Annotated in this window: 24 protein-coding genes; 20 read left to right on the top strand and 4 right to left on the bottom strand. The window is 68.4% G+C overall.

Annotated elements, in window-relative coordinates; translation table 11 throughout:
• The first annotated feature begins 27 nt into the window (after positions 1-27).
• From AC50YC_RS13090 to AC50YC_RS13060, 7 genes are all read left to right on the top strand, one after another.
• Positions 28-468 (top strand): protein-tyrosine phosphatase family protein, encoded by a 441-nt coding sequence (locus AC50YC_RS13090; protein WP_494953934.1) that lies wholly within the window; start codon positions 28-30, stop codon positions 466-468.
• 124 nt (positions 469-592) lie between these two features.
• Positions 593-877, top strand: a complete 285-nt coding sequence (locus AC50YC_RS13085) for a DUF1540 domain-containing protein (protein ID WP_494953933.1) — start codon at positions 593-595, stop codon at positions 875-877.
• 147 nt (positions 878-1024) lie between these two features.
• Positions 1025-2599 (top strand): pyridoxal phosphate-dependent decarboxylase family protein, encoded by a 1575-nt coding sequence (locus AC50YC_RS13080; protein ID WP_494953932.1) that lies wholly within the window; start codon positions 1025-1027, stop codon positions 2597-2599.
• Positions 2596-3966, top strand: a complete 1371-nt coding sequence (locus AC50YC_RS13075; RefSeq protein ID WP_494953931.1) for a lysine N(6)-hydroxylase/L-ornithine N(5)-oxygenase family protein — start codon at positions 2596-2598, stop codon at positions 3964-3966. The genes AC50YC_RS13080 and AC50YC_RS13075 overlap by 4 nt, the downstream gene beginning before the upstream one ends.
• Positions 3963-4526: a GNAT family N-acetyltransferase gene (locus tag AC50YC_RS13070; RefSeq protein WP_494953930.1), complete on the top strand. Its 564-nt coding sequence runs from the start codon at positions 3963-3965 to the stop codon at positions 4524-4526. Before AC50YC_RS13075 ends, AC50YC_RS13070 begins: the two co-directional genes overlap by 4 nt.
• The gene (locus AC50YC_RS13065) at positions 4523-6427 is read left to right on the top strand and encodes an IucA/IucC family protein (protein WP_494953929.1); all 1905 of its coding nucleotides are present in this window, start codon (positions 4523-4525) and stop codon (positions 6425-6427) included. The genes AC50YC_RS13070 and AC50YC_RS13065 overlap by 4 nt, the downstream gene beginning before the upstream one ends.
• 177 nt (positions 6428-6604) lie before the next feature.
• A complete protein-coding gene (locus AC50YC_RS13060) occupies positions 6605-7345 on the top strand; it encodes a Type 1 glutamine amidotransferase-like domain-containing protein (RefSeq protein ID WP_494953928.1) in 741 nt (246 codons plus the stop codon).
• A gap of 12 nt (positions 7346-7357) precedes the next feature.
• Here AC50YC_RS13060 and AC50YC_RS13055 read toward each other — a convergent pair whose 3' ends face one another.
• The gene (locus AC50YC_RS13055) at positions 7358-8464 is read right to left on the bottom strand and encodes a GTP pyrophosphokinase (protein WP_494953927.1); all 1107 of its coding nucleotides are present in this window, start codon (positions 8462-8464) and stop codon (positions 7358-7360) included.
• A gap of 210 nt (positions 8465-8674) precedes the next feature.
• Here AC50YC_RS13055 and AC50YC_RS13050 point away from each other — a divergent pair, with 210 nt between their 5' ends.
• From AC50YC_RS13050 to AC50YC_RS13005, 10 genes are all read left to right on the top strand, one after another.
• Positions 8675-9469, top strand: coding sequence for an alpha/beta hydrolase fold domain-containing protein (locus AC50YC_RS13050; RefSeq protein ID WP_494953926.1), 795 nt, complete (start codon positions 8675-8677; stop codon positions 9467-9469).
• A 43-nt stretch (positions 9470-9512) separates the two neighbouring features.
• Positions 9513-10904: a TrkH family potassium uptake protein gene (locus AC50YC_RS13045; protein ID WP_494953925.1), complete on the top strand. Its 1392-nt coding sequence runs from the start codon at positions 9513-9515 to the stop codon at positions 10902-10904.
• Entirely contained in the window at positions 10897-11592 is a 696-nt protein-coding gene (locus AC50YC_RS13040) for a potassium channel family protein (RefSeq protein ID WP_494953924.1), read from the top strand. The genes AC50YC_RS13045 and AC50YC_RS13040 overlap by 8 nt, the downstream gene beginning before the upstream one ends.
• A 78-nt stretch (positions 11593-11670) precedes the next feature.
• On the top strand, positions 11671-13020 hold the full coding sequence (nhaA, locus tag AC50YC_RS13035; protein WP_494953923.1) for a Na+/H+ antiporter NhaA: 1350 nt from the start codon (positions 11671-11673) through the stop codon (positions 13018-13020).
• Between the two features lie 127 nt (positions 13021-13147).
• Positions 13148-14506, top strand: coding sequence for an MBL fold metallo-hydrolase (locus AC50YC_RS13030; protein WP_494953922.1), 1359 nt, complete (start codon positions 13148-13150; stop codon positions 14504-14506).
• Positions 14507-14582: 76 nt separating this feature from the next.
• Entirely contained in the window at positions 14583-15587 is a 1005-nt protein-coding gene (locus AC50YC_RS13025; protein ID WP_494953921.1) for a carbohydrate kinase family protein, read from the top strand.
• Positions 15588-15596: 9 nt separating this feature from the next.
• A complete protein-coding gene (locus tag AC50YC_RS13020) occupies positions 15597-16109 on the top strand; it encodes a YbhB/YbcL family Raf kinase inhibitor-like protein (RefSeq protein ID WP_494953920.1) in 513 nt (170 codons plus the stop codon).
• Between the two features lie 85 nt (positions 16110-16194).
• On the top strand, positions 16195-17013 hold the full coding sequence (locus AC50YC_RS13015; RefSeq protein WP_494953919.1) for an HAD family hydrolase: 819 nt from the start codon (positions 16195-16197) through the stop codon (positions 17011-17013).
• Between the two features lie 133 nt (positions 17014-17146).
• Positions 17147-17395 (top strand): hypothetical protein, encoded by a 249-nt coding sequence (locus AC50YC_RS13010; RefSeq protein ID WP_494953918.1) that lies wholly within the window; start codon positions 17147-17149, stop codon positions 17393-17395.
• A 150-nt stretch (positions 17396-17545) separates the two neighbouring features.
• Complete coding sequence (locus AC50YC_RS13005; protein WP_494953979.1) at positions 17546-18289, top strand: glycerophosphodiester phosphodiesterase family protein; 744 nt, start codon at positions 17546-17548, stop codon at positions 18287-18289.
• A gap of 15 nt (positions 18290-18304) precedes the next feature.
• Here the strand turns inward: AC50YC_RS13005 and AC50YC_RS13000 are convergent, their stop codons facing one another.
• Both AC50YC_RS13000 and AC50YC_RS12995 read right to left on the bottom strand, forming a co-directional pair.
• On the bottom strand, positions 18305-19264 hold the full coding sequence (locus tag AC50YC_RS13000) for an ADP-dependent NAD(P)H-hydrate dehydratase (protein WP_494953917.1): 960 nt from the start codon (positions 19262-19264) through the stop codon (positions 18305-18307).
• A complete protein-coding gene (locus tag AC50YC_RS12995; RefSeq protein WP_494953978.1) occupies positions 19248-19979 on the bottom strand; it encodes a histidine phosphatase family protein in 732 nt (243 codons plus the stop codon). The genes AC50YC_RS13000 and AC50YC_RS12995 overlap by 17 nt, the downstream gene beginning before the upstream one ends.
• Positions 19980-20143: 164 nt before the next feature.
• Between AC50YC_RS12995 and AC50YC_RS12990 the strand changes: the two genes are divergently transcribed.
• Entirely contained in the window at positions 20144-21268 is a 1125-nt protein-coding gene (locus AC50YC_RS12990) for a glycerate kinase (protein WP_494953916.1), read from the top strand.
• A gap of 109 nt (positions 21269-21377) precedes the next feature.
• On the opposite strand, the gene AC50YC_RS12985 is transcribed toward AC50YC_RS12990, so the two are convergent.
• The gene (locus AC50YC_RS12985; protein ID WP_494953915.1) at positions 21378-21935 is read right to left on the bottom strand and encodes a DUF6328 family protein; all 558 of its coding nucleotides are present in this window, start codon (positions 21933-21935) and stop codon (positions 21378-21380) included.
• A gap of 215 nt (positions 21936-22150) precedes the next feature.
• On the opposite strand from AC50YC_RS12985, the gene AC50YC_RS12980 reads away from it, so the two are divergent.
• Both AC50YC_RS12980 and AC50YC_RS12975 read left to right on the top strand, forming a co-directional pair.
• Positions 22151-23050: an SDR family oxidoreductase gene (locus tag AC50YC_RS12980; RefSeq protein WP_494953914.1), complete on the top strand. Its 900-nt coding sequence runs from the start codon at positions 22151-22153 to the stop codon at positions 23048-23050.
• Between the two features lie 69 nt (positions 23051-23119).
• Positions 23120-23638 (top strand): hypothetical protein, encoded by a 519-nt coding sequence (locus tag AC50YC_RS12975; RefSeq protein WP_494953913.1) that lies wholly within the window; start codon positions 23120-23122, stop codon positions 23636-23638.
• Positions 23639-23690: the final 52 nt, after the last annotated feature.

The raw sequence follows: 23690 nt of genomic DNA, 5'->3' as shown, positions 1-23690 counted from the left end.
GCCGGCGGAAGGTCTACGCTCAGAAACATGACGCAGACCTGGAATCCGGGCGAGGGCGGAGTCCTGGAACTTCCCTCCGGCCGGCTTATCCGCGGCCGTGCGCTGCTCAGGCCGCTTCCCGCCGGGCCGCGGCCAGAATTTGGACTCTACCTGCTGGGAAGGCGCCCCGCCCCGGTGTCATGGGAATCCCGGTGGGTGCGCTGGCGGGACCTGCGAGTGCCGGCCGACGACGCCGACACCTTGGACGCGCTGACGGAGGCCTGGCGCCGGGCCGAGACGGAGCGGGTTGAAGTCGCATGCTGGGGCGGCCGTGGCCGGACCGGCACCGCCCTGGCCTGCCTCGCGGTCCTGGACGGTGTCCCGCCCTCGGAGGCCGTAGCCTTCGTGCGGGCGCACTACCGCCGCGGCGCCGTCGAGACCCCGTGGCAGCGGAAATACGTCGCCCGGTTCCCAAGTCCCGAGGTATAGAGCGCCAGTTGCATCCCGGCGCCATTAGGGCACACAATTGGGTCTTTTTGTTCGCGGGGATGCGGCCTACCGTGGACGGACGGAGCCGCCCAGCCGGGGTGGCCGGACCACGGAGGAATATCCAATGACAACGCACGTAGCCGACTGCAGCGTGAGCAATTGCTCCTTCAACGACCATTCCAACTGCAACGCCGCCGCCATTACCGTCGGGGGCGCCGAGGATCATGCCTCCTGCGCCACCTTCATCGATATCGGCGTTCACGGAGGCCTGCCCAAGGTACTCGCCGACGTCGGCGCCTGCCAGCGTTCCGAATGCGCCCACAACGACCACCTGATGTGCAAGGCCAGCGAGGTGCATGTGGGTCCGGGGGTCGACAACGCAGACTGTCTCACCTACGCCCACCGGTAGGCCGCCACAGCTAACCCGCACGCACCGTCCATCAGCCAAAGGATCGCCACCTCCAGGGAATTAAGTCACACTAGTTTGACGTTAAGGCTTGCCTAAGTAAGGGTTAGCTTAGTCGATGTTGTCTAACGTCAAGCAAAGGATTCCCCTATGGCGCCCGTAACCCCTGTGGATGTTCACCCCATGCCTCCAGGCACCCGGATCGGTCCCGGTTCCCCGTCCAAGCGCGTGCAAGATGCCGCCGCCCACCTCTTCACTGCCCGTACTGCCGCTGGATATACGGCCGAGGTGCTCAGGGGCGTGACGGCGGTCGCCGCCAAGGTCGCGGGTTGCCGGCGTCCGTTTACCGGTGCCACCCCCGGCCAATTGAAGAGCCGCGTCGATGGCGTTGACCTGGGCGCCCCGCTGGGGGATACCGCAGCCGCCCTCGAGGAACTGGAGGATGTCTACCTCCGGGATGCCGTCTATTTCCACGACGCCAAGTACGCGGCGCACCTGAACTGTCCCGTGGTGATCCCGGCCCTCGTTGCCGAGGCTGTCCTGTCCGCCGTGAATTCCTCGATGGACACCTGGGACCAGAGCGCGGGCGCCACCATGATCGAGCGGCGGCTCATCTCCTGGGCCGCCGGGCGGCTTGGGCTGGGCGATTCCGCGGACGGTGTCTTCACCTCGGGCGGGAGCCAGTCCAATTTCCAGGCGCTGCTGCTGGCCCGGAACCAGGCCGTGGAATGGCTGAAACTGGACCCGGAACACGACGGGCTCCGGCTGCCTTCCCTCCTGGAGAAGCTGCGGATCTTCACCTCCGCGGACAGCCACTTCAGCATCCGCAAGTCCGCAGCCATGCTGGGGCTGGGGTACGACGCCGTCGTGTCCGTTCGCTGCGGGCAGGACCACCGGATGGATCCGGAGTCGCTCGCCGGGGAACTGGCCCGGGCCCGGAACGACGGCCTCATTCCCATGGCGGTGGTGGCCACGGCCGGGACCACCGACTTCGGGGCCATTGATCCGCTGGATGAGCTGGCCGCAGCGGCCCGCGGGCACGGCGCCTGGTTCCACGTCGACGCAGCCTACGGCGGCGGGCTGATGGTGTCCGGGCGGCACCGGCGCCTGCTCGACGGCGTCCACCGGGCGGATTCGGTCACCGTCGACTTCCACAAGACCTTCTTCCAGCCGGTCAGCTCCAGCGCCCTGCTGGTCCGGGACGCGGCCACGCTGCGGCACGTGACTTTCCACGCCGACTACCTGAACCCGGCCGCCGCCGTCGACCGTCCCAACCAGGTGGACAAGAGCATCCAGACCACCCGGCGTTTTGACGCACTGAAGCTCTGGCTGACGCTGCGGACCATGGGCGCCGACGAGCTCGGGGCGCTCTTTGACGAGGTCATTGACCTGGCATCGGGCGTGGGTGGCGTACTGGCCGCCGATGCCGATTTTGAGCTCGCCGCGCCGCCGCAGCTCAGTACGCTGGTGTTCCGCTACCGTCCGCTCCAGCAGGACGGTTGCCGGCTGTTCGAAGACGCCGCGGACCGTCTCAACCAGGACATCCGCTCCGCTGTCTTCGCCTCCGGCGAGGCCGTGGTGGCCGGGACCACGGTCGCCGGCAGGCACTACCTGAAGTTCACCCTGTTGAACGCCGAGGCCAGCGTGGAGGACATCCGCAGCATCATCGAGCTGCTCCGGAGCACCGGGGCATCGCTGCTGGCCGCCGCGGAGGGGTCCGTATGAGCGCCGGTGCCCCCAGGACAACGCAGCGCGTCCACGACTTCGCCGCCGTCGGCGTCGGGCCCTTCAACCTGGGCCTCGCGGCTCTGAGCGAGCCCATCGACGGTTTGGACGGCGTCTTCCTCGAGCGCCGGGAATCCTTCGACTGGCACCCGGGCATGATGCTGGAGCCGGCCCATCTGCAGGTCCCTTTTATGGCCGACCTGGTGACCCTGGCGGACCCCACATCGCCCTTCTCTTTCCTGAACTTCCTGAAGCAGACCGGACGGCTGTACCGCTTCTACATCCGGGAGAACTTCTACCCGCTGCGCGCCGAGTACAACCAGTACTGCCAGTGGGTGGCGGGCCAGCTGGACTCCGTCCGGTTCGGCACTGACGTGCTGGAGATCAGCCACGACGACGGCGTGTACCGCCTGGCCCTGGAAGGCCCGGACGGGCCCGAGGTCCTGCACGCGCGGCGGCTGGTGCTGGGCACCGGCACCTCACCCCATGTTCCGGCGGCCTGCGACGGCATCGCGGACGCCGGAGGACTCGTCCTGCACAACGCCGAGTACCTGCTGCGGAAAAGCGAACTGCAGCGGCGGCGGAGCATCACGATTGTGGGCAGCGGCCAGAGCGCCGCCGAAATCTACTACGAGCTTCTGCAGGAGATCGACGTCCACGGCTACCGGCTGAACTGGGTCACCCGCTCCGGCCGGTTTTTCCCGCTCGAGTACACCAAGCTGACCCTTGAGATGACGTCGCCGGAATACGTGGACTACTTCCACACCCTGCCGCAGGAACAGCGCGACGGCCTGGTCTCGAGCCAGAAGAACCTCTACAAAGGCATCAACGCGGAGCTGATCGACGCCATCTACGACCTCCTCTACACCAAAAGCCTCGCCGGCATGGTGGACACCCAGCTGCTGACCCACTCGGCGCTCACCGGCGCGGCCTGGGACCCGGCGTCGGCGACGCACACCTTGCAGCTGCGGCACGAGGAAACGGGCGCCGACTACGAGCTGGACACCGAAGCCGTGGTACTCGCCACCGGCTACGGCTACCGCGAGCCGGAGTTCCTCGCCGGCGTGCAGCACCGGATCGCACGGGACAGCAGGGGCCGGTTCGCCGTGGACCGCAACTACAGCACCGGCGTCGAACCCGAGGAGATCTTCGTCCAGAACGCCGAGCTGCACACCCATGGCTTTGTCACCCCGGACCTGGGCATGGCGGCGTACCGCAACTCCTGCATCCTGCGGGAAATCACCGGCCGGGAGGTCTATCCGGTGGAGCGGAGCATCGCATTCCAGCAGTTCGGCCCGCCGCCGGGGACGGTGCGGCAGGAGGCCGCGCACGGCGGTGCCCGGGCAGCGGCGGGAGTGCCGGCGTGAGCTTCACCTTCCGCAACCTGGACCCGGTGGCCGACGCGCCGCTCCTGCACTCGTGGGTAACCCAGCCGTACGCCACTTTCTGGGACATGCTGGGCTGCACCGTTGAGGACATTGCCGCGGAGTACTCGAAGATCCAGTCCAGCGGCCACCACCGCGCGCTGCTGGGGCTCGACGACGGCGTCCCCGCCTTCCTGACCGAGGCGTACCTTCCGGATTTGTCGCCGCTGGCCGGGGTGTACGCCGTCCGGCCCGGCGACCTCGGCATGCACCTGCTCGTCGCCCCGCCGGCCGGTCCGCCTCGGCCCGGCTATACCACGAGGGTGATGGACGCCGTCCTGGAGCGGCTGTTCGTCGATCCGTGCGTGGAACGCATCGTGGTGGAACCCGACACCCGCAACACAAAAATCCACCTCCTCAACGCCCGGCTGGGTTTCCTGCCCGCCGGGGAGGTGGCCCTGCCCGGGAAATGTGCGCTGCTTAGTTTCTGCAGCCGGGAGGCCTTCCACGCCGCCCGCTTTTACCTTCATTCGTCCCCGATCCGCCAGGGAGCACCATTATGACCATCGCTGAACTTGAATCCGTCCTGACCGCCGGCAATGCCACCGCCCACCTGAGCCCGGAACGCTGGGCCGCCGCCAACCGGCACGTGGTCCGCAAGGCGCTCGCCGAGTTCTCGCACGAACGAATCCTCATGCCTGAACTCCTCACCCCTGAAGGGCCTGAAACTGAACACGCCCACTACCGTGTCACCAGCGACGACGGCTCCGTGGAGTACCGGTTTTCGGCCCGGAAACTGGAGCTCGACCACTGGTCCATCGCGGACATGTCCATCCGCCGCCTCGCAGCGCGGGCATATCCCGACATGCCCACGCCAGGGGCTGAAGAATGGGCATGTCCCGCGGGGCAGGAGACGGAGCTCGATGCCTTGCGCTTCATCACCGAGTTCCGGGAAACCCTGGGGATCCGCGAGGAGATGCTCCCGGTCTACCTCGAGGAAACCAGCAGCACGCTCGCCAGCCACGCCTACAAGCAATGGATCGGCCAGCCCTCCTCCGCGGAACTGGCGGCGGGCGTAACCGGCGGGGCCGACGCCGCCATCGACTTCCAAACCATCGAACGGAGCATGACCGAAGGCCATCCGTGCTTCGTGGCCAACAACGGGCGGCTGGGCTTCGGGATCGCGGACTACCGTTCCTTCGCCCCGGAGGCCGGCGCCCCCGTGCAACTCGAGTGGATCGCGGTGCACCGGACCAAGGCCGTCTTCACGTCCGCCTCGGGCCTGAGTTACCGGAACCACCTCAACGCCGAGCTGGGGACGTCCGCCGTCGGGTACTTTGACGCCGAGCTCGGCGCCCTGGGCCTGGACCCGGCGGACTACTTCCTGATGCCGGTCCACCCGTGGCAATGGGACAACAAGCTCTCCGTGACGTTCGCCGCGGAACTGGCGAGGCAGCACATCGTGCATCTCGGGATCGGGGCCGACAGCTACCAGGCCCAGCAGTCCATCCGGACGTTCTTCAACACGGTCTCGCCGGAGAAGTGCTACGTCAAGACGGCCATGTCCGTGCTGAACATGGGCTTCATGCGGGGACTGTCGCCGCAGTACATGAAGGCCACTCCCGCCATCAACGACTGGCTTCACAGGCTGATCCTCAGCGACGCCACCCTGCAGCGGCGCGGACTGAAACTCATCCGCGAAGTCGCCGCCATCGGCTACCACAACGGCTACTACGAGGCCGCGGCGCCGAAGGAGTCGCCGTACCGGAAGATGCTGTCAGCGCTGTGGCGGGAAAGCCCGCTGCCACTGCTGGCTGACGGGCAACAACTGGCCACCATGGCGTCCCTGCTGCACGTCGACGCCGCGGGAAAACCGATGGTGTCCGCACTCATCGAGCGTTCCGGGCTGGAGCCTGCGGAGTGGCTGCGCCGGTACTTCGAGGCCTATCTTGTCCCGCTGGTCCACTGCCTCTATGCCTACGAGCTGGCCCTCATGCCGCACGGCGAGAACGTGATCCTGATCCTGGAGGACGGGGCCCCGGTCAGTGCCGTCATGAAGGACATCGCAGAGGAGATCGTGGTGATGGGGGACCGCCTGGAGCTGCCCGAAGACGTGGCCCGGATCAAGGCCGCGATCCCCGACGAGGAGAAGGTCCTGGCCATCTTCACAGACGTCTTCGACTGCATCTTCCGGTTCCTCAGCGCGCTGCTGGAGGAAGACGGCAAGCTCAGCGGTAATGAATTCTGGCGGACCGCAGCGGCCGTCCTCCGGAAATACCAGAGCGAGCATCCCGAGCTAGCGGAGCAGTTTGCCCGGCATGAGCTGTTCGCCAAGGACTTCCCGCTGTCCTGCCTCAACCGGCTGCAGCTGCGCAACAACCAGCAGATGCTTGACCTGGCCGACCCGTCCGGCGGACTGCAGATGGCCGGCCGGCTGCTGAACCCCCTGGCGCGGTGCGCCTAAGGCCGCCCTCGACGCCGGAATTTCCCCACCTTTGAAGTCGGCGCCCCGCGTGGCGAGTCGACTCGCCGGTGAGTACCGGCGTCGCTGTTCCAAAGGTGGGGGGAATCCGCGCAGGCACGGAGGCTTCGGTACGCTCGACTCCAAGACCGCAATTCCCCGACTCAGGAGACTCCCCTTATGGTTGCCGAAAGTCCGACAATCCTTGCGACCTCCGGGGGCTTCAAACCGGGGGCGCGGACACGTCTGGAGTTCAACAAGCTGGTCCATCACGCCGTGGACGTGTCCGGTGTCGCCGGGCGGGCACCCCGGGTCGCCCACGTCGGCACCGCCAGCGGGGACCAGCAGTGGTTCAACAACGAAGTCAGCGAAGCGGGACACGTCGCCGGCTTCCAGCTCACCCACCTGAATCTGTTCACCATGCCCAACGTCGGAAACGTCGAGGAATACCTGCTCGGCCAGGACGTCGTGTGGGTCAACGGCGGTTCCGTCGTCAACCTCCTCGCCGTGTGGCGCGCCCATGAACTGGACGCGATCTTCCGGCGGGTCTGGGAGGCCGGGGTGGTGCTGGCCGGGGTTTCGGCGGGTTCGATCTGCTGGTTCAACGGCGGGACGACCGACTCGTTCGGTCCCGAGCTGCGCGCGGTGAACAACGGCCTGGGACTGCTCCCGTACGACAACGGGGTCCACTACGACTCCGAAGCCGCTCGCCGCCCGCTTGTGCACCGCCTGGTGGCGGACGGAACTTTGGGCGAGACCCACTGCACCGACGACGGCGTGGGCCTGGTCTACCGCGGGACCGAACTGGTCGAGGTGGTCACGGAAGTGCCCGGCAAGGCCGCCTACCGGGTCAGCTTGAGCTCGCCCGACGGCTCAGACCCGAAAGTCCTCGAGGAACGGCTTGAGCCGACCGGGCTTTAGGCCGACGTTCCCCTACCCCTGCGTCAGCCGGTAGCGCTCGATCTGCTTGAGCCGCCGCTGGAGGCTGTCGCGCCGCGGGTGCGGGACGGCGTCGGCCGGTTCTGCGGTGAGGTCGATGTGTTTGGTGCCGTATTGCCAGAGCAGCAGGTCATCGAGGAGCCGGTCCGGGCCGGGGGAGTAGCGGTGGTCCAGGGCCCTGCGGACCTCGGTGATCCGGTTGGCGCTGAGCAGCCCGGCCAGTTGCATGGTCTGGTTGAGGCCGTGGGCGGCCATCAGCTCGGCGGCCCAGCCCCAGTCGTCATCGACCTTCCGGTCCACGTGCGGCAGCAGCGTGCGCCAGACATCGCGGATCCGGTTCGGGGTGAGCTGCGCGGCGCCCTCGCCGTCCATGTCCCAGTAGCTGCGGACCTCTTCGTAGCGTTCGTGTAGGTCGGCGAATGCCCCCTCCACCGTTTCCAGCATGGCGGCGGTGGCGGTGAACTGGCGGTCGAAGTGCGGGGTCCAGGCGCGCGGATCCTCGGCCTTGAAGCGGATATCGTGCTCGATTTCGCTCCAGGCGTGCGCGAACACGGTGCGGATCTGGCATTCGAAGAAGTAGCTGCCGTTCGGCTGGATCTCCGGATTGTAGGCGAGCTGGTACTCCTTCACGGCCTCGTTCTGGATGGTCCGCAGGATCAGGTGGCGGCTGGAATAGCCGTAAGTCCCCGATTCGATGGAGCCGATGTCCTTCTCGCGGTCACCGCGGCAGTCGAAGAGCTGGCGCTGTCTCTTGATGAGGTTGGCCACCACCGCGTTTTCCGTCGGCAGCTTGGTGATCACCCGGATGCCCACCATGTCATTCAGGGTCCGAAACGGATCCGGGAACTTCAGCACCGGCGGGCCGCCCGGTTCCAGCGGCTCCTCAATGCGGGAGATCTTCTCGCGGAAGGATTCGACCGTCTTGGTGCGGCCGGTAACGAACAGCGGCGTCACCTCGGTGCCCTTGAGCATGCTTCGCAGTGTCAGCAGGACCTCGCGGGTGACCAGCTTCAGGGCAGGGCGCACCCGCTCGTAGAGTTCCACGTTTTCCTGCACGGACTCGCGCAGTTTCGGGTCCAGTCGATCCCAGTTGCTCGCCATGCATCCAGCTTACGGCCGGGGTGCGACGGCGGAGTGGCTGACACCCGCGCGGCGAACCGGGCCGGTGCCGCCTTACGCCGTGCCGCGCGGCGCTCAAGGTAGGCTCCTCACATGGCTGATGTGCGGCGTCGGGCTTTGATCGCGGCCGCAGCGACGGTGACTCTGGGGGCAGTCTCCGCCGCCTGTTCACCGGGCCCCAAGGAGGACACAGTGAAGCGGCATAGGTACAGCTACGGCGATGACCCCAGCCAGTGGGGGGAGCTCTTCCTGCCGGAATCTGCCGTAACCAAGGGCGTGGTGGTAGTCATCCACGGCGGCTACTGGCGCTCGCAGTACGGCGCGGAACTCGGCGAACCACTGGCCAAAGACCTCGCAGCGCACGGCATGGCCGCCTGGAACCTGGAGTACCGCCGTGCCGGCAACGGCGGCGGCTGGCCCCATACGTTCTCCGACGTGCTCGCCGGAATCGACAAGCTAGGCGACATTGCCGGTGAGCATGGCCTCGGGCTGGACAGGGTTGTGGCGTTGGGGCACTCCGCCGGCGGGCACCTTGCGGTCTGGGCTGCCGGACGGTGCCGTCTCGCCCAGCTAGGAGCCCCGGACGCGGACCGCCAGCTGCTGCGCATGCACGACGACGGCGCGGTGCACCTGACCGGTGTCGTCAGCCAGTCCGGAGTGCTCAACCTCGCGGAAGCCGAACGCCTGAACCTCAGCAACGGCGCGGTCAGCAACCTGCTGGGCGGCTCCTCCGAGAAATACCCGAAACGGCATAAGTATGCGGACCCGATGAGCGCAGTGCCGTTGAAGGTCCCCGTCTACGCCGTCCACGGCACGGACGACGACGATGTCCCCGCCAGCCTGTCCGACTCCTACGCGGCGGCGGCCAAGTCAGCCGGCGCCCCGGTCCAGCTCCTGAAGGTCCCGGGCGACCATTTCGCCCTGATTGACCCGAAAGCCGCCGCCTACCGGAAGTGCCGCGAACTCGTGCAGCTTCTGCTCGCCTGAAACCCGTCCGCCGCAGCGACCGGCCGGTGGTAGCGTGGCGCCTATGCAAGTCGAAGTTCCCGCGATACTGCGCGCCCTGGCCGCGGGCTTCACCCGGTTCATCCGGGCGTTCGCGCCGCGCCACCCGGCCCAGGTGATCGTGCTGGGCTTCGCCGCAGCCATCGCCGTCGGGACCGGGCTCCTGATGCTCCCGGTGGCCAAGGCAGGCGGGGGCGGGGCCAGCCTGCTGGAGGCGCTGTTCACTGCCACGTCCGCCATCTGCGTCACGGGCCTGATCACCGTTGACACCCCCGTCTTCTGGAGTGGATTCGGCCAGATGGTCATCCTGGTGCTCATCCAGGTCGGTGGCTTCGGCGTGATGTCCTTTGGCACGCTGCTTGGGGTGCTGACCGCGCGGCGGCTGGGTCTGAAATCCCGGATATCTGCCGCCGCCGAGACGAAGAGCAGCGGCTTCGGTGACGTCCGCCGCGTACTGGTCGGAGTTCTGCTCATCAGCGTGATCGTGGAAACCGCCCTGGCGTTGCTTCTCGCGGTCCGCTTTATGGCCGGGTACGGCTATGGGCTGGGCGAGGCGGTCTGGCATGGCGTTTTCCACTCCATCTCGTCCTTTAACAACGCCGGCTTTGCCCTGTATACGGACAACCTGATGGGGTTCGTCGGCGATCCCTGGATCTGCCTGCCGATTGCCGCCGCGGTGATAATCGGCGGACTCGGATTCCCGGTCCTCTTCGAACTGGGACGGCAGTACCGGCGTCCGATCCACTGGAGCATGAACACCAAACTCGTCCTCGTCGGGTCGGGCATCCTCGTGGCCGGCGGGACCGTGTTCCTCACCGCCGTCGAATGGGCCAACCCGGCAACTTTGGGCGGCCTCCATCCTGACGAGCGCGTGCTGGCCGGCTTTTTCCAGTCCGTCATTACCCGCACCGCAGGGTTCAACAGCATCGACATCGCCCAGATGAATCCCGTGTCCTGGCTGGGCATGGACATCATGATGTTCATTGGCGGCGGCCCGGCCGGAACGGCCGGCGGCCTGAAGATCACCACGTTCGCCGTCCTGTTCTTCATCCTCAGCACCGAGCTGCAGGGCGGGACGGCCGTAAATATCTTCGGCAAGCGCCTGTCCCGCGCGGTGCACCGCCAGGCCATTACCGTGGTGCTGCTGGCGATCGCCCTCGTCACCGGCTCTACGATGTTCCTGATGCTGATCACCGACTTCGGGCAGGAACGGATCCTGTTCGAGGTCATTTCGGCATTCGCCACGGTCGGGCTGTCCACCGGCATCACCGCCGCGATTCCCCCCGCTGGACAGCTCGTGCTGATCCTGCTGATGTTCGTCGGGAGGCTGGGTCCGGTCACGCTGGGCGCGGCCCTGGCCCTGCGCGAACGACCCACGCTCTACGAGTACCCCAAGGAAAGGCCACTCATTGGCTAGGAATATTTTCTCGTCCCACTCCGCGGCTGCCAGTGACAAGGCGTCCTCAGTGGTGGTCATCGGCCTGGGCCGCTTCGGCGGCTCGCTGGCGCTGGAACTGGAGGCGCAGGGAACGGAGGTGCTCGGCATCGACGCCAGCGAGGAAATCGTCCAGTCATACAACGGGCGCCTCACCCACGTGGTCAGGGCCGACTCCACCAAGGAAGAGGCGCTGCGCCAGCTCTCGGTCCATGAATTTGACCGCGCCGTAGTCGGGATCGGCTCGGACATTGAAGCCAGCATCCTGACCACCTCCCGGATCCTGAAGTTCCAGCGTCCCCAGATCTGGGCAAAGGCCATCAGTGAACCCCACGCCGAGATCCTGGGCCAGCTCGGCGTCGAGCACGTCATCCGGCCGGAACACGATATGGGCAAGCGCGTCGCACACCTGGTCCTGGGCTCGATTCTCGACTACGTGGAATTCGAGGACGACTTCGTCATGATCCGCACCAGCCCGCCGGCCGCCGTCCGCGACCGGCCGCTGGGCGTGCTTGGACTCCGGGACAAGTTCGGTGTCACCATCGTGGCCGTCAAGCGTCCCGGCGGCACCTGGGGCCACACAACGGCGCAAACGGTGCTCTACGACGACGATCAGATCATCGTCCAGGGCAGCAAAGTGAAGGCCGAACGGTTCAGCACCATGCCGTGAGCGACTAGACTGGGTGGCAGGTGCGCCGGGAAGTCTGGTCGGCATAGTTCTGTCGACCCAACTTTTAGGACTCCCCGCATGAGCCCCACGCCTCCCCCCACCCGGCCACGCATGACCATCTTCGGCCGTGGCAGCTACGCCGAGTCCCTCCGGATCGGAGAGATCCTCCGCAAGGAGACTGTCGGCGGTGCCCTCCTGGTGGCCGCGGCCGTGATCGCCCTGATCTGGGCCAACTCGCCTATTTCCGACAGCTACTTCGCCCTGCGGGACTTCAAGTTCGGCTACGAACCGTGGCACCTGGAACTGAGCCTTGGCGCCTGGGCGGCCGACGGGCTGCTGGCGATCTTCTTCTTCCTGGTCGGACTCGAACTCAAACGTGAGTTCATCGCGGGGGACCTGCGGCAGGTGAACAAATCGATCGTTCCGGTCGCCGCGGCCGCTGGCGGCGTCGCCATCCCCGCCGTGATCTACATCGTCGTCAACCTCGCAAGCCCGGAGACCCTGCGTGGCTGGGCGATTCCCACCGCCACCGACATCGCCTTCGCCGTCGCCGTGCTGGCGATCATCGGCTCGCATCTGCCCAGCGCCCTGCGGATCTTCCTGCTGACCCTGGCCGTCGTGGACGACCTGATCGCCATCACCATCATCGCCATCTTCTACACGACTGACCTCCAGCCGATGCCGCTGCTGCTGGCACTGATTCCCCTGGGCATTTACACCTATCTGGCGCACAAGTACCGGCGCTTCTTCGGGATGAAGGCCTCAGCCGCGTGGCTGATTCTGCTGCCCCTTGGGGCGGTCACGTGGGCCCTCGTCCATGCCTCGGGAATCCACGCCACCGTCGCAGGTGTACTGCTCGGCGTCGCCATCCCGGTACTGCGCTCCCAGGCCAGCGGCGGGCCGGAGGCCGGTCCGGGCCTCGCGGAGATCTTCGAGCACCGGTTCCGCCCGATCTCGGCCGGCGTCGCCGTCCCGATCTTCGCGTTCTTCTCCGCGGGTGTGGCTGTGGGCGGCTGGGACGGACTGGTTTCGGCGCTGACCGACCCGGTGGCGGTCGGCATCATCATGGCGCTGGTCCTCGGCAAGCCAATCGGCATCATGGGCACCACCTGGCTGCTCACCAAGGTCACCAAGGCCCGGCTGGACACCAGTTTCAAATGGATTGACGTCTTCGGAGTGTCCCTGCTGGCCGGCATCGGCTTCACCGTCTCGCTCCTGGTGGCTGAACTGAGCTTCGGGCACGGCAGCCTCCACGACGACCACGCCAAGGTAGGCATCCTTGCGGCCTCCGTGCTGGCAGCCCTGCTGGCGACATTGGTGCTGAGGACCCGCAACCGGCAGTACCGGGAGGCTGAGGAAGCGGAGAAGGTCGACTCGGACCTGGACGGGATCCCCGACGTCTACCAGCAGGACGACCCCGCCCGGTAGCGCCGCCCGGGACCGCTCTCCGGCCACGGATTGGGGCTTGCGTTCATACCCCAGGGGGTTTGATCATGGAGTGTGCGCAGCCGGCCGTCTCGCGGCCGACCGTGCCCTGACCAGCCAGGAGTGAATCATGGACGTCGTTGTCATTGAGACCAGCCAACTCGGGGACCGCAGCTACCTCGTCCATGACGGCTCCGTGGCGCTGGTCATCGACCCGCAGCGGGACACGGACCGGGTCGATGCGGCCGCCCGCGACGCCGGCGTGACCATCACGCATGTTGCCGAGACGCACATCCACAACGACTACCTCACCGGCGGCCTCGAACTGGCCCGGGCGCACGGCGCGAGCTATCTCGTGAACGCCGCGGACCCGGTGACATTCGAGCGGCAGCCGATCGCGGACGGGCAGACGGTCCGGGTCGGTGCGCTGACGGTCAGGGCCGTCGCCACACCCGGGCACACCCACACCCACTTGTCCTTCATCGTCGACGACGGCGAGAAGCAGGCCGTTTTCTCCGGCGGAAGCCTGCTCTACGGCTCGGTCGGCCGGACGGACCTGGTCGGCGCGGAGGACACTCTCGGCCTGACGCATGACCAGTACACTTCCGTGCGCCGGCTCGTCGGGGAGGCCACTCCCGAAGCCGCCCTGTTCCCGACCCACGGGTTCGGCTCCTTCTGCTCCTCCGGCCCGGCCAGCGGTGCCGGGTCCTCCACCATCGGCGAACAGCTCACCAGCAACCATGCCCTGACGGACCCGGACGAGGACCATTTCGTCCAGGAACTCATCACGAACCTCACGGCCTATCCCTCCTACTACGCCCACATGGGCGTCGCCAACACCGCCGGCCCCGGCCCGGCGGACCTGTCCGTGCCGGAGGCCCTCGATGCCGCCGAACTCCTGCGCCGGCTGGAGGACGGCGAGTGGGTGGTGGATTTGCGCCGCCGTGTGGCCTTCGCCAGCAACCACCTGCTGGGCAGCGTGAGCTTCGAATACGGCACCAGCTTCAGCACCTACCTGGGCTGGATCCTGCCCTGGGGCGAGCAGCTGACCCTCGTGGGATCCCGCGAGGACGTGGAAAAGGCCATCCGCGACTTTTCCCGGATCGGCATCGACTCCCCGGATGCCGCCCTTGGAACGGACCCGCACGCCCTGGCGCCCCGCGCCGCCCTCGCCTCCTACCCCCGCGTGGGCTGGGACGGGGTGCTCGCCGGCCGGGCTCCCGATGACACGGTCGTCGACGTGCGGCGGGCCGACGAGTACGCCGAATCGCGGGTGGCCGGAGCGGTTAATGTCCCGCTGCATGAACTGCTGCGGAGGCTCGATTCCGTCCCCGCCGGGAAGCTGTGGGTGCACTGCACGTCCGGCTACCGGGCCGGCATCGCGGCCAGCCTGCTGCAGCGCGCCGGCCGGGACGTGGTCCACATCGACGCGAATTTCGACGACGCCGGGCCCGCCGGAATCCTGGTGGACAACGCCCCCGGCTCCTAGGCCTCCCCGGACTGAACCGACACCCGCGCGCCGAAACACTGGGGCATCGGCCCTGGTTCTCTGGCAGAGTATGAGCATGCTCACAGTTATTGGCGAGGGCCTGGTCGATGTGGTCCAGCGTTCCTCCGGTATCCAGGCCCATGTCGGCGGCAGCCCCCTCAACGTCGCCGTGGGGCTGGCCCGGCTGGATCATCCGGTGCAGTTCATCGGCCGCTACGGCCGCGACGCCTACGGCGAATCTGTGGCCGCCCACCTGAAGTCCAGCTCGGTACTGCTTCCGGTGGCCCCGGACGGTCTCCCGACGTCCGTGGCCACCGCCCTGATCGACGACGACGGCGCCGCCAGCTACACCTTCGAACTCGCCTGGGAACTGCCCGGGCTCGCGGACCGGTTGCCATTCATGCTGCAAGCAACGACGCTCCTGCACACCGGCTCGATTGCCACCATGCTGGCGCCCGGGGCCGCGGAGGTGCTCGCCGCCGTCGAGCATGCCCATCCCTCGGCGACCGTCAGTTACGACCCCAACTGCCGGCCCAGCATCATCACCGACGTGGACTACGCACGCCGGCAGGCGGAGAAGTTCGTCACCCTCGCGGACGTGGTCAAGGCCTCGGACGAGGACCTCGAATGGCTCTACCCCGGCGAGAATCCACTCGACTCCGCCCGGCGCTGGCTGAAACTCGGCGGCTCGGAAGGCCCCGCCATGGTGGTGGTCACCCGCGGCGCCGAAGGGCCCTGGGGCGTGAATGCCGCCGGCGAGGCGCACTTCCCGGCGCCGTCCGTCCAGGTCGCGGACACCGTCGGCGCTGGAGACTCCTTCATGGCAGCGCTGCTCTCCGGCGTGGTGGACCTGGGCCTGGCCGGGGCGCAGAACCGCAAGGACCTGCGTGAGCTCTCCGCCGAGAGCCTCCGGGATCTCCTCGCCCATGCCGCGCGGGCTGCCGCCGTCACCGTGTCCCGGGCCGGCGCAAACCCGCCCACCCGGGCGGAACTGACCCGGATGGAGCTGCGCGGGCAGGCTCCCCACGCCACGGACACCGCGCGCAGCGACCCTGAAAGTGCAGAACTCCCCAGTAACTGAAAGGCAGCCATGGCACACCACGATGCCCCGTCCTTCCGCGTCAGCAGTGAGTCATTCCAGGACGGCCAAACCCTGCCCCCGGCCCAGCGCGGAGCCTCAACCGGGGCGGGGGCCAAGGACGAGTCCCCGCAGCTGAGCTGGAGCGGCGCCCCGGCCGGGACCCGGGGCTACGCCGTCACCGTTTTCGACCCCGACGCCCCCGGACGCGGCGGCTTCTGGCACTGGGCCGTGCTGGACCTCCCCCCGGACGTCACGTCCCTGCCGGCCGGGGCGGGATCGCGCCAGGCCGGGCACCTGCCGCCCGGCGCCTTCCAGCTCAAGAACGACGGCGGCACCATCGGCTACCTGGGGGCGGCCCCGCCCAAAGGCCACGGCCCGCACCGGTACGTCGCCACGGTCCACGCCCTCGACGTCGCGCACTCCGGGCTCGATGCCGGAGCCCGCCCCGCGAAGCTCGAAGCGCATCTGGCCCCGCACACCCTGGCCAAGGCGAGCCTGACCGGCATCTACGAACGGTACTAGACGCGGGCCGACGCCGCCGCTACAGCTGCCCCCGCCGCCGGCCGCACCGGGAACCGCCCCGGCAGCGCCAACGTAGACTGGCAGTATGCGGCTGGTAGCGAGTGACATAGACGGAACGATCCTCGGCCACGACGGAAAAATCAGTGACCGGACCGTCCGGGCGTTCCACGCGTGCCGGGAAGCCGGTGTCGAGCTGGTCTTCGTCACGGGCCGCCCGCCGCGCTGGCTGCACCCGCTGCAGGACCGGCTGGGCCACACCGGAACCGTGATTTGCTCCAACGGCGCCGTGGTCTGGGACCTTGAGTCGGACCGCCTCGTTTCGGCCCGGGGCCTGCAGCTCGACGCCGTCTTCGAGGCACGCCGCATCATCCAGCGGCTGCGCCCCTCCGCCGTCTTCGCCGCCGAGACCCTGACCGGCTTCCACCTGGAACCGGGGTTCATCGAGAACGGCTCCAGCGAGCTGCTGGCCGAGGTCACCCCGGCGCCGCTGCACACCACCCTCACCGCTGCGGACTCCGTGGTCAAGTTCCTCGCCATTGTCCGGGACGGCACGGCTGACGAGTTCCTCGCCGAAGTCACACCCGCCGTCGCGCATCTGGCTGCGGCGACGCATTCGGCGCCGAACATCGCGCTCCTGGAACTGTCCCTGCCCGGCGTCAACAAGGCCGTCACGCTCGCCGAATACGCGGCCGCCCTGGGCATCAACTCGGCCGACGTCGTGGCATTCGGGGACATGCCCAACGACATCGAGATGCTGCGCTGGGCCGGCGACGGCTACGCGATGGCCAGCGGCCACCCGGAGGCCATCCTCGCCGCCGGGCAGCAGGCCCCGCACTTCGACGACGACGGCGTCGCCCAGATCCTCGAGGCAAAGCTCGCAGGCCTAGGTGTCCGGCTGCCCTGACCGGCGCCCTCCTGCCGGGCCGTACGCGCTCCCGCCGCGAACACCGGACTCCCAGCTGGTGGTCAACTGGCGTTCACCTTGGCGTCCTACGCTGGGATCTCACGACGGAGCAGCTGACTGACGGTGGGAAATCATGGCCAAGTACCGCACGAAGAACACGGACGACACGCCCCTGCGCCCGGCGGCGCCGGACGCACACTGGAAGAGCCTGCAGCAGGGCGACCGCGTCAGTGTCCGGCTGGCGCCCGGCTACGAAACCGGGGGCCGGGTGGATGCCGTCACGGCGGACCACACCGCCGTCTGGGTGGACCTCGATGGCGGCCGGGGCCGCACGCTCCTGCACTGCAGCGACGGCGTGGAAATCCTTCCGTCCGCCAACTGATCAGTCCCGCCGGCTAATCAGGCCCCGGCGGCGGGACTGGCGCAGCTGCGCCCTGCCGTACCGGGCACTGCGGCGCTCCGATAGGCTTCGGGAGTGAGCACCCCGCACCCCTTCTTTGCTGCCGGTGACGGTCCGGAACGTCCGGTGGCCATGGCCCACCGGGGCTTCTCCCGGGACGGCCTGGAGAACTCCATGGCGGCGTTCCGCGCCGCCGTCGAACTGGGTTTCCGGCACTTGGAGACGGATGTGCACACCACGGCCGACGGCGTCCTGCTGCTGTTCCACGACGAAACCCTGGACCGGGTCACGGACGGCCGCGGCCGGATCTCGGAACTCCCGGCGGAGACCGTGGCGCTGGCGAGGATCGGCGGCGCGGAGCCCATCCCGCTCTTTGAGGAACTGGCCACGGCCTTCCCGGACGTCCGGTTCAACCTCGACGTCAAGGACTGGAACTCGGTGGACGCCCTGGCCGCGGCGATCGAACGGTTCGGCCTGCATGACCGGGTACTGATCGCCAGCTTCTCGGACCGCCGGCGCCGGGCCGTGCTGAAGCAGCTGAGCCGCCCCGCAGCGAGTTCGGCCGGCATCGTGTCCAACGCCCTGTTCGTCCTGCTCGGACCGGTACTCCCGGCACCCCTGCTGCGCCTTACGGCCGGGCGTGCGCTCCGCGGCGTCGACGCGCTCCAGGTACCGGTCAGCTACGGTGCCGTGACCGTGGTGACCCCCGGGTTCGTCCGGCGCGCCCACCGGCACGGGCTGCAGGTGCATGTCTGGACCGTCAACGATCCCGCGGAGATGCACCGGCTGCTGGACCTCGGAGTGGACGGGATCGTCACCGACCGCGCGGACCTGCTCAAGAAAGTCCTGCAGGAACGCGGCGGCTGGAGGGGCTGAGCCACGGTTCGGGCGTCAGGAACCGAGCTCCATCATCAGCGGCGGCAGTTCGTCCGTAAGTTCGCGGGCGAGGTAACCGAGACCGCCCAGCCGGCTTGCGAGCCTGTCGCCGGCGGCCGCATGCAGATGGGTGCCCCAGCAGGCGGCCTGCGCGTCCGTGGTTCCCCGCGCCCGCAAACCGGCGATCGTCCCGGACAGGACATCGCCGGAGCCCGACGTGCCCAGACCGCTGTGTCCGGTGGTGATTTCCCACAGCGACGCCCCGGCCCGGCCGGCAGCCTTGCCGCCAGCCTTGCCGGCCGCCCCGCCCGGCCGCGCGATCACCCCCTGGCAGCTCACCACGGCGCCGTACTTCTCCGCGAGCTGGGGTACGTCCCGGACCAGCTGCCCGGCGTCGTGCCCCAGCAGGATGCCCGCCTCGGTGACATTCGGGGTCAGGATCAGCCGGCCCGCCCAGGGGCCCAGCTCCCCGGCCAGCTCGGGCAGGCTGCCCAGGGCGAAGGCATCGAGGATGATGGCCGGCGGCTGCTTCCCCGCCGGCAGCTTGAGGAGCCCGCGGAGCAGAGCGGTGGCCTCGTCCTTGTCGTCGAGGCCCGGGCCGATCAGGACCGCATCCGCAGCTTCGACCGGCGCCGCGAGGACCGCGGCTGCCGAAGAACCCTTGACCGTGCCCGACGCGGTTTCCGGCAGCCGGAGCACGCCCGCCTCGGGCAACGCGACCGCCAGGTGCACGGCCACGGATTCCGCCACGGCCAGGGTGAGCCGTCCGGCGCCGGAGCGCAGCGCGGCCACCCCGGCGAGCAGCACCGCGCCCGGCGTCATCCGCGCCCCGCCGATCACCAGCACCGATCCGCGGTCGTCCTTGCCGGAGCCCCCGCCGGGCAGCGGCCAGTCCCGCAGCAGGGTCGGCGTGACGGGTTCAGGGCGGACCGGCTCCCGCCTGGCCCCGGAGGCAGCCTTACCGTGGGTGGACATTGGCATCTCCGGCGTGTTCGGTCACGGGAACTCCTTCGCTCATCAGGTGGTCTGCCATGTTGAAGCTCTCCAGCTGCCACGGGCCGGTGCCGCCCGGCCGGACGAAACGGCTCACGGAGGCGTTGAGAATGGCGGTGGTGGCGGCGATGTCCAGCAGTTCGCGCTCCGTCAGGCCCTCCAGGATGTAGCGGATCAGCATGATGACGGCGTCGTGGCAGACCAGCAGCACCCGCTGGCCGGGGTAAGAGCGGTCCAGATCGGCCAGCAGGGAGCGCAAGCGGAGGACGACGTCGGCCCACGATTCGCCGCCGGGCGGGCGGTAGTAGAACTTGCCCAGCCACCGCCGCCGCTCCGCTTCCTGGGGGAGCCTGGCCTCCACCCCGGCCGAGGTGAGCATGTCCAGGATGCCGAGCTCGCGGTCACGCAGCCGTTCATCCAGCAGGACCTGCGTCTTCCACCCCCCGGTGTGCACGGCCAGTTCCGCCGTCTGCCGCGCCCGGAGATACGGGGAGGACCACACGGCGGCACGCCCGTCCTCCGGAAACCCGGCGAGCAGCCCGCCCAGTGCCAGCGCCTGCTCGCGCCCGGTTCCGGACAGCTCGACGTCGGCATCCCGCGCCGGAACGTTGATGACGTGCGCCCCGGACTGGTGAGCCAGCGTGGCGGCGACGTTCCCCTGGCTCTCGCCGTGCCGGACGAGCAGAAGCTCGGTCATCCCGGGCAGGCCGGTCACGCGCTGGCTGGTTTTTCCGTTGTCATTCACTGCTACCTCCTGGGTCCGGGCCGGTTCTGTGTGGCTGCCACGTTACTCCCGGCGCGATGGCCTGTCGCCGCCGTGCCCGCCGCCGTGTCCGGCTCCGGGACTGGCAGGATGGGACCATGCGCATTCTGATCGCCCCGGATAAATTCAAGGGCTCCCTGACCGCCGCCGAAGCCGCCTCCGCCATTGCCGAAGGTGCCTTGCGCGTTTATCCCGATGCCGAGGCCATCCAGTTTCCGATGGCCGACGGCGGCGAGGGAACCCTCGAGGCGGCCGTCGCCGCCGGGTACGAGGAGCGGCTGAACGCCGTCGTCGGCCCCATCCTGGCGCCGGTGGGCGCCGCCTGGGCGATCCGGAAGGACGCCTTCGGCGGGGCCACCGCCGTGATCGAAACCGCGCAGGCCTCCGGGCTGGCGCACATGGAACCCACCCCGGCCAACGCCCTACGCGCACACAGCTACGGCTGCGGCCAGCTGATCGCCGCCGCCCTCGACGCCGGCGCGACGGAGATCGTGCTGGGCCTGGGCGGCTCGGCCATGACCGACGGCGGCAGCGGGGCCCTGCGCGCGCTGGGCCTCAAACCGCTCGACGCCGCGGGCAATGTCGTGCCGCTCGGCGGCGGCTCGCTCGCCGACGTGGCGCAGCTCGATGTCAGCGGCCTCGATCCGCGGCTGGGCTCGGTCACGTTCCGGATCGCCGTCGATGTGCAGAACCCGCTCGTTGGCGGCGACGGGGCAGCCCACGTGTTCGGCCCGCAGAAGGGCGCCGACGAGGACGCCGTGGAACTGCTCGACGCCGGACTCCGCAACTGGGCCTCGGTGCTGCGCCAATCCACCGGCCGGGACGTCAACGTCCCCGGGGCCGGGGCGGCAGGCGGCTTCCCGGCGTCGTTCCTGGCGTTCAGCAGTGCGGCGCTGGAAGGCGGCTTCGAGCTGGTGGCCGGGCTCACCGGACTGGCCGACAAACTCTCGCAGGCGGATCTCGTGATCACCGGTGAGGGCTCGCTGGATTCGCAGTCGCTGACCGGCAAGGCGCCGATTGCGCTCGCCGATGCCGCCCAGAGCCTCGGGATTCCCGTGATTGTGGTCGCCGGACGGATCCTGGTCACACCGGAGGACCTGGCCAAACACGGCGTGGTTGCCGCGGCGCAGCTGCTCGACGTGGCCGGGAGCCCGGACGACGCCGTCGCCAACGCCGCGAAGTACCTCACCTGGGCCACCAGCCAGGTACTCGAGGGGGCCTGAGCGCTCAGGCGCCTGTTTCATAGTGCGGCTCCGCGACTGGTTTGGATTCGGGGGAGCCTCGAGGAACGCCCCGGTGCCGAGGGAGACCAGCGCCGTCACGCTGGGCATGTCAGTTCCCTTTTTCGGCCTGCCGGCGGAGCCTGCTCGGCACGTAGACGAGCAGGATCAGCAGCAACGCCAACAGCACCGCCCCGGCAGTCAACCCCGCCGCACGGCCCGCCGCGACGTCGAAAACCAGTGCCGACGTGCCGACACTGAGGAGCCCGATGCCGGCCAGGGCGACCTTCGCGATCCTGTCCGCGCTGGACACGAGGGCCGCGCGGAGATGCAGGCGGAACACGCGGCGGTGCACGCTCACGGGCAACAGGATCACGGCCGTGGTGAGTGCGGCCAGCGCCACGTTGGCAAGATAGAGAGTGACCTGGAAATCGTCCAGCGACTCGAACCTTGACTGGAAGGGCAGGGTCAGCAGGAACCCCGCGAGGATCTGCACGCCGGTCTGCAGCACCCGCAGCTCCTGCAGCAGTTCCATCCAGTTCCGGTCGAGTTTTTCGACCGGGGACTCGTTGCGATCGTCCGCCGCGGACCCGTTCTGAGCAGACTCTCTTGGCTCGGGATTCGTCGGAGCGGACTCTTGGGGAGCGGACACAGACTCTCGATCAGACACTGGATCGCCTCCGGGTGAATGCGGAACAGGCTGCGGTGGCAGTTAACACTCAACCTAGGCTTGAGACGAACGAAATTCAAGGCGGTACTAAGGTTGCTGATGAATTTCCGGGTAGGGTGGAATTGTTTACTTCGTGGAGCAGCTTCGCAGGTCCGGGTCAGCGCCCGTGGCCGGGGAGCAGCCCCTGGAAAACCGACACGTTGGGTAGGTGGACTATGAGTGATTCGAACAAACAGCAGGACCAGCCGCGCGACCCCCGGGGCGGCTACTACTCCGGGTCCTTCCCGGAGCAGGTGCAGGAACAGCCGGGCCTCACCGCGCACATGGACCCCCAGCCGGACCATGGCGAGGAGAGCTACCAGGGCAGCGGCGCCCTCGAGGGCAAGGCCGCGCTGATCACCGGCGGGGACTCCGGGATCGGCAAGGCGGTGGCCATCGCCTTCGCCCGGGAGGGCGCCGACGTCGCCATCTCCTACCTGCCGGAAGAGGAAGCCGACGCCCAGGACACCGCCGCGTGGATCCGCAAGACAGGCCGCAAGGCGCTGCTGATCGCCGGCGACGGACGCCATGAGGATTTCGCCACCAGGATCGTGGAGGACACGCTCGCAGAGTTCGGCCGCCTGGACGTCGTGGTGCTGAACGCCGCGTACCAGAAGAACCGCGACAGCTTCGAGTCCCTCCCCACCGAGGAGTTCGACCGTGTCTTCCAGACCAACCTCTACTCGCTGATCTGGACCGCGCGGGCGGCGGTACCGCATCTGAAGGCCGGGGCGTCGATCATCTCGACGGCGTCGATCCAGGCGTTCAACCCCTCGCCCGAGCTCATCGACTACGCCATGACCAAGGCCGCGCAGGTTGCCTTCACCAAGGCCCTGGCCCAGGAACTCGGCCCGAAGGGAATCCGCGTCAACGCGGTGGCGCCCGGCCCCATCTGGACGCCGCTGATCCCGGCGACCGAGTGGCCGGAGAAACTTCCGTCCTTCGGCCAGGACACCCCGCTGCAGCGGGCGGGACAACCGGCGGAACTCGCGCCGGCCTACGTGCTCCTTACCTCCGACCACGGCTCCTACATTTCCGGTGCCGTCTTGCCGGTCACGGGCGGCAAGGGTCTCTGAGCCGCTGCAAAGCACTTCCGCCGACCCAAAAAACCACGCAGTTCACGATTCCAGCAAGGAAGGAACAGCATGACCCAGGAGAAACAGCAGGAGCCGATCGAGGAAGCCGGCGGCTACGGAACACCGACGGCGGAGCAGGAGCTGCCCGGCGGAGAGACCAAGAAGTTCGCCCAGCCCCGCCAGGAAGAAGCTTTTGACGCCGCGGGACTCAGCCAGGACAGTCCGGACGGGGAAACCTACCCGGCCGGCGCCCCGGACCTGAGCCAGTTCGGCGCCGAAGACCAGGACAGTGCAGGAGAACCCGGAGCAGGACGCTTCGGAGGAACGGAGGAACAAATGAGTTCAGAAAACGCCAGCACAACCCCCGGCTACGACGCCGACGCCTCGGAAAATTCCGAGGCGGCCATGCCGTCCTCGGAGGCGGAGATGGACGCGTCCAACACCGAAGAACCCGACGCCGGCCGGCCGTTCTCCTCGGAGCCCGGCCAGGACGCGGCCGGCCTGCCGGACGGATCGGGAACGGACCTGCCGGAGGACAAGGAACCCAAGGACCGCGGCGACGACGAGGAAGCCTTCGACGCCGGCTAAGCCGCGCCCATACAGCGAAGGCCGGAACCCGAACACCTGCGTGGTGTTCGGG

The organism is Pseudarthrobacter sp. MDT1-56 (assembly GCF_059383555.1).
The sequence above is the reverse complement of the archived record's forward strand: the minus strand, read 5'-3'. Positions and strand labels throughout refer to the sequence as shown.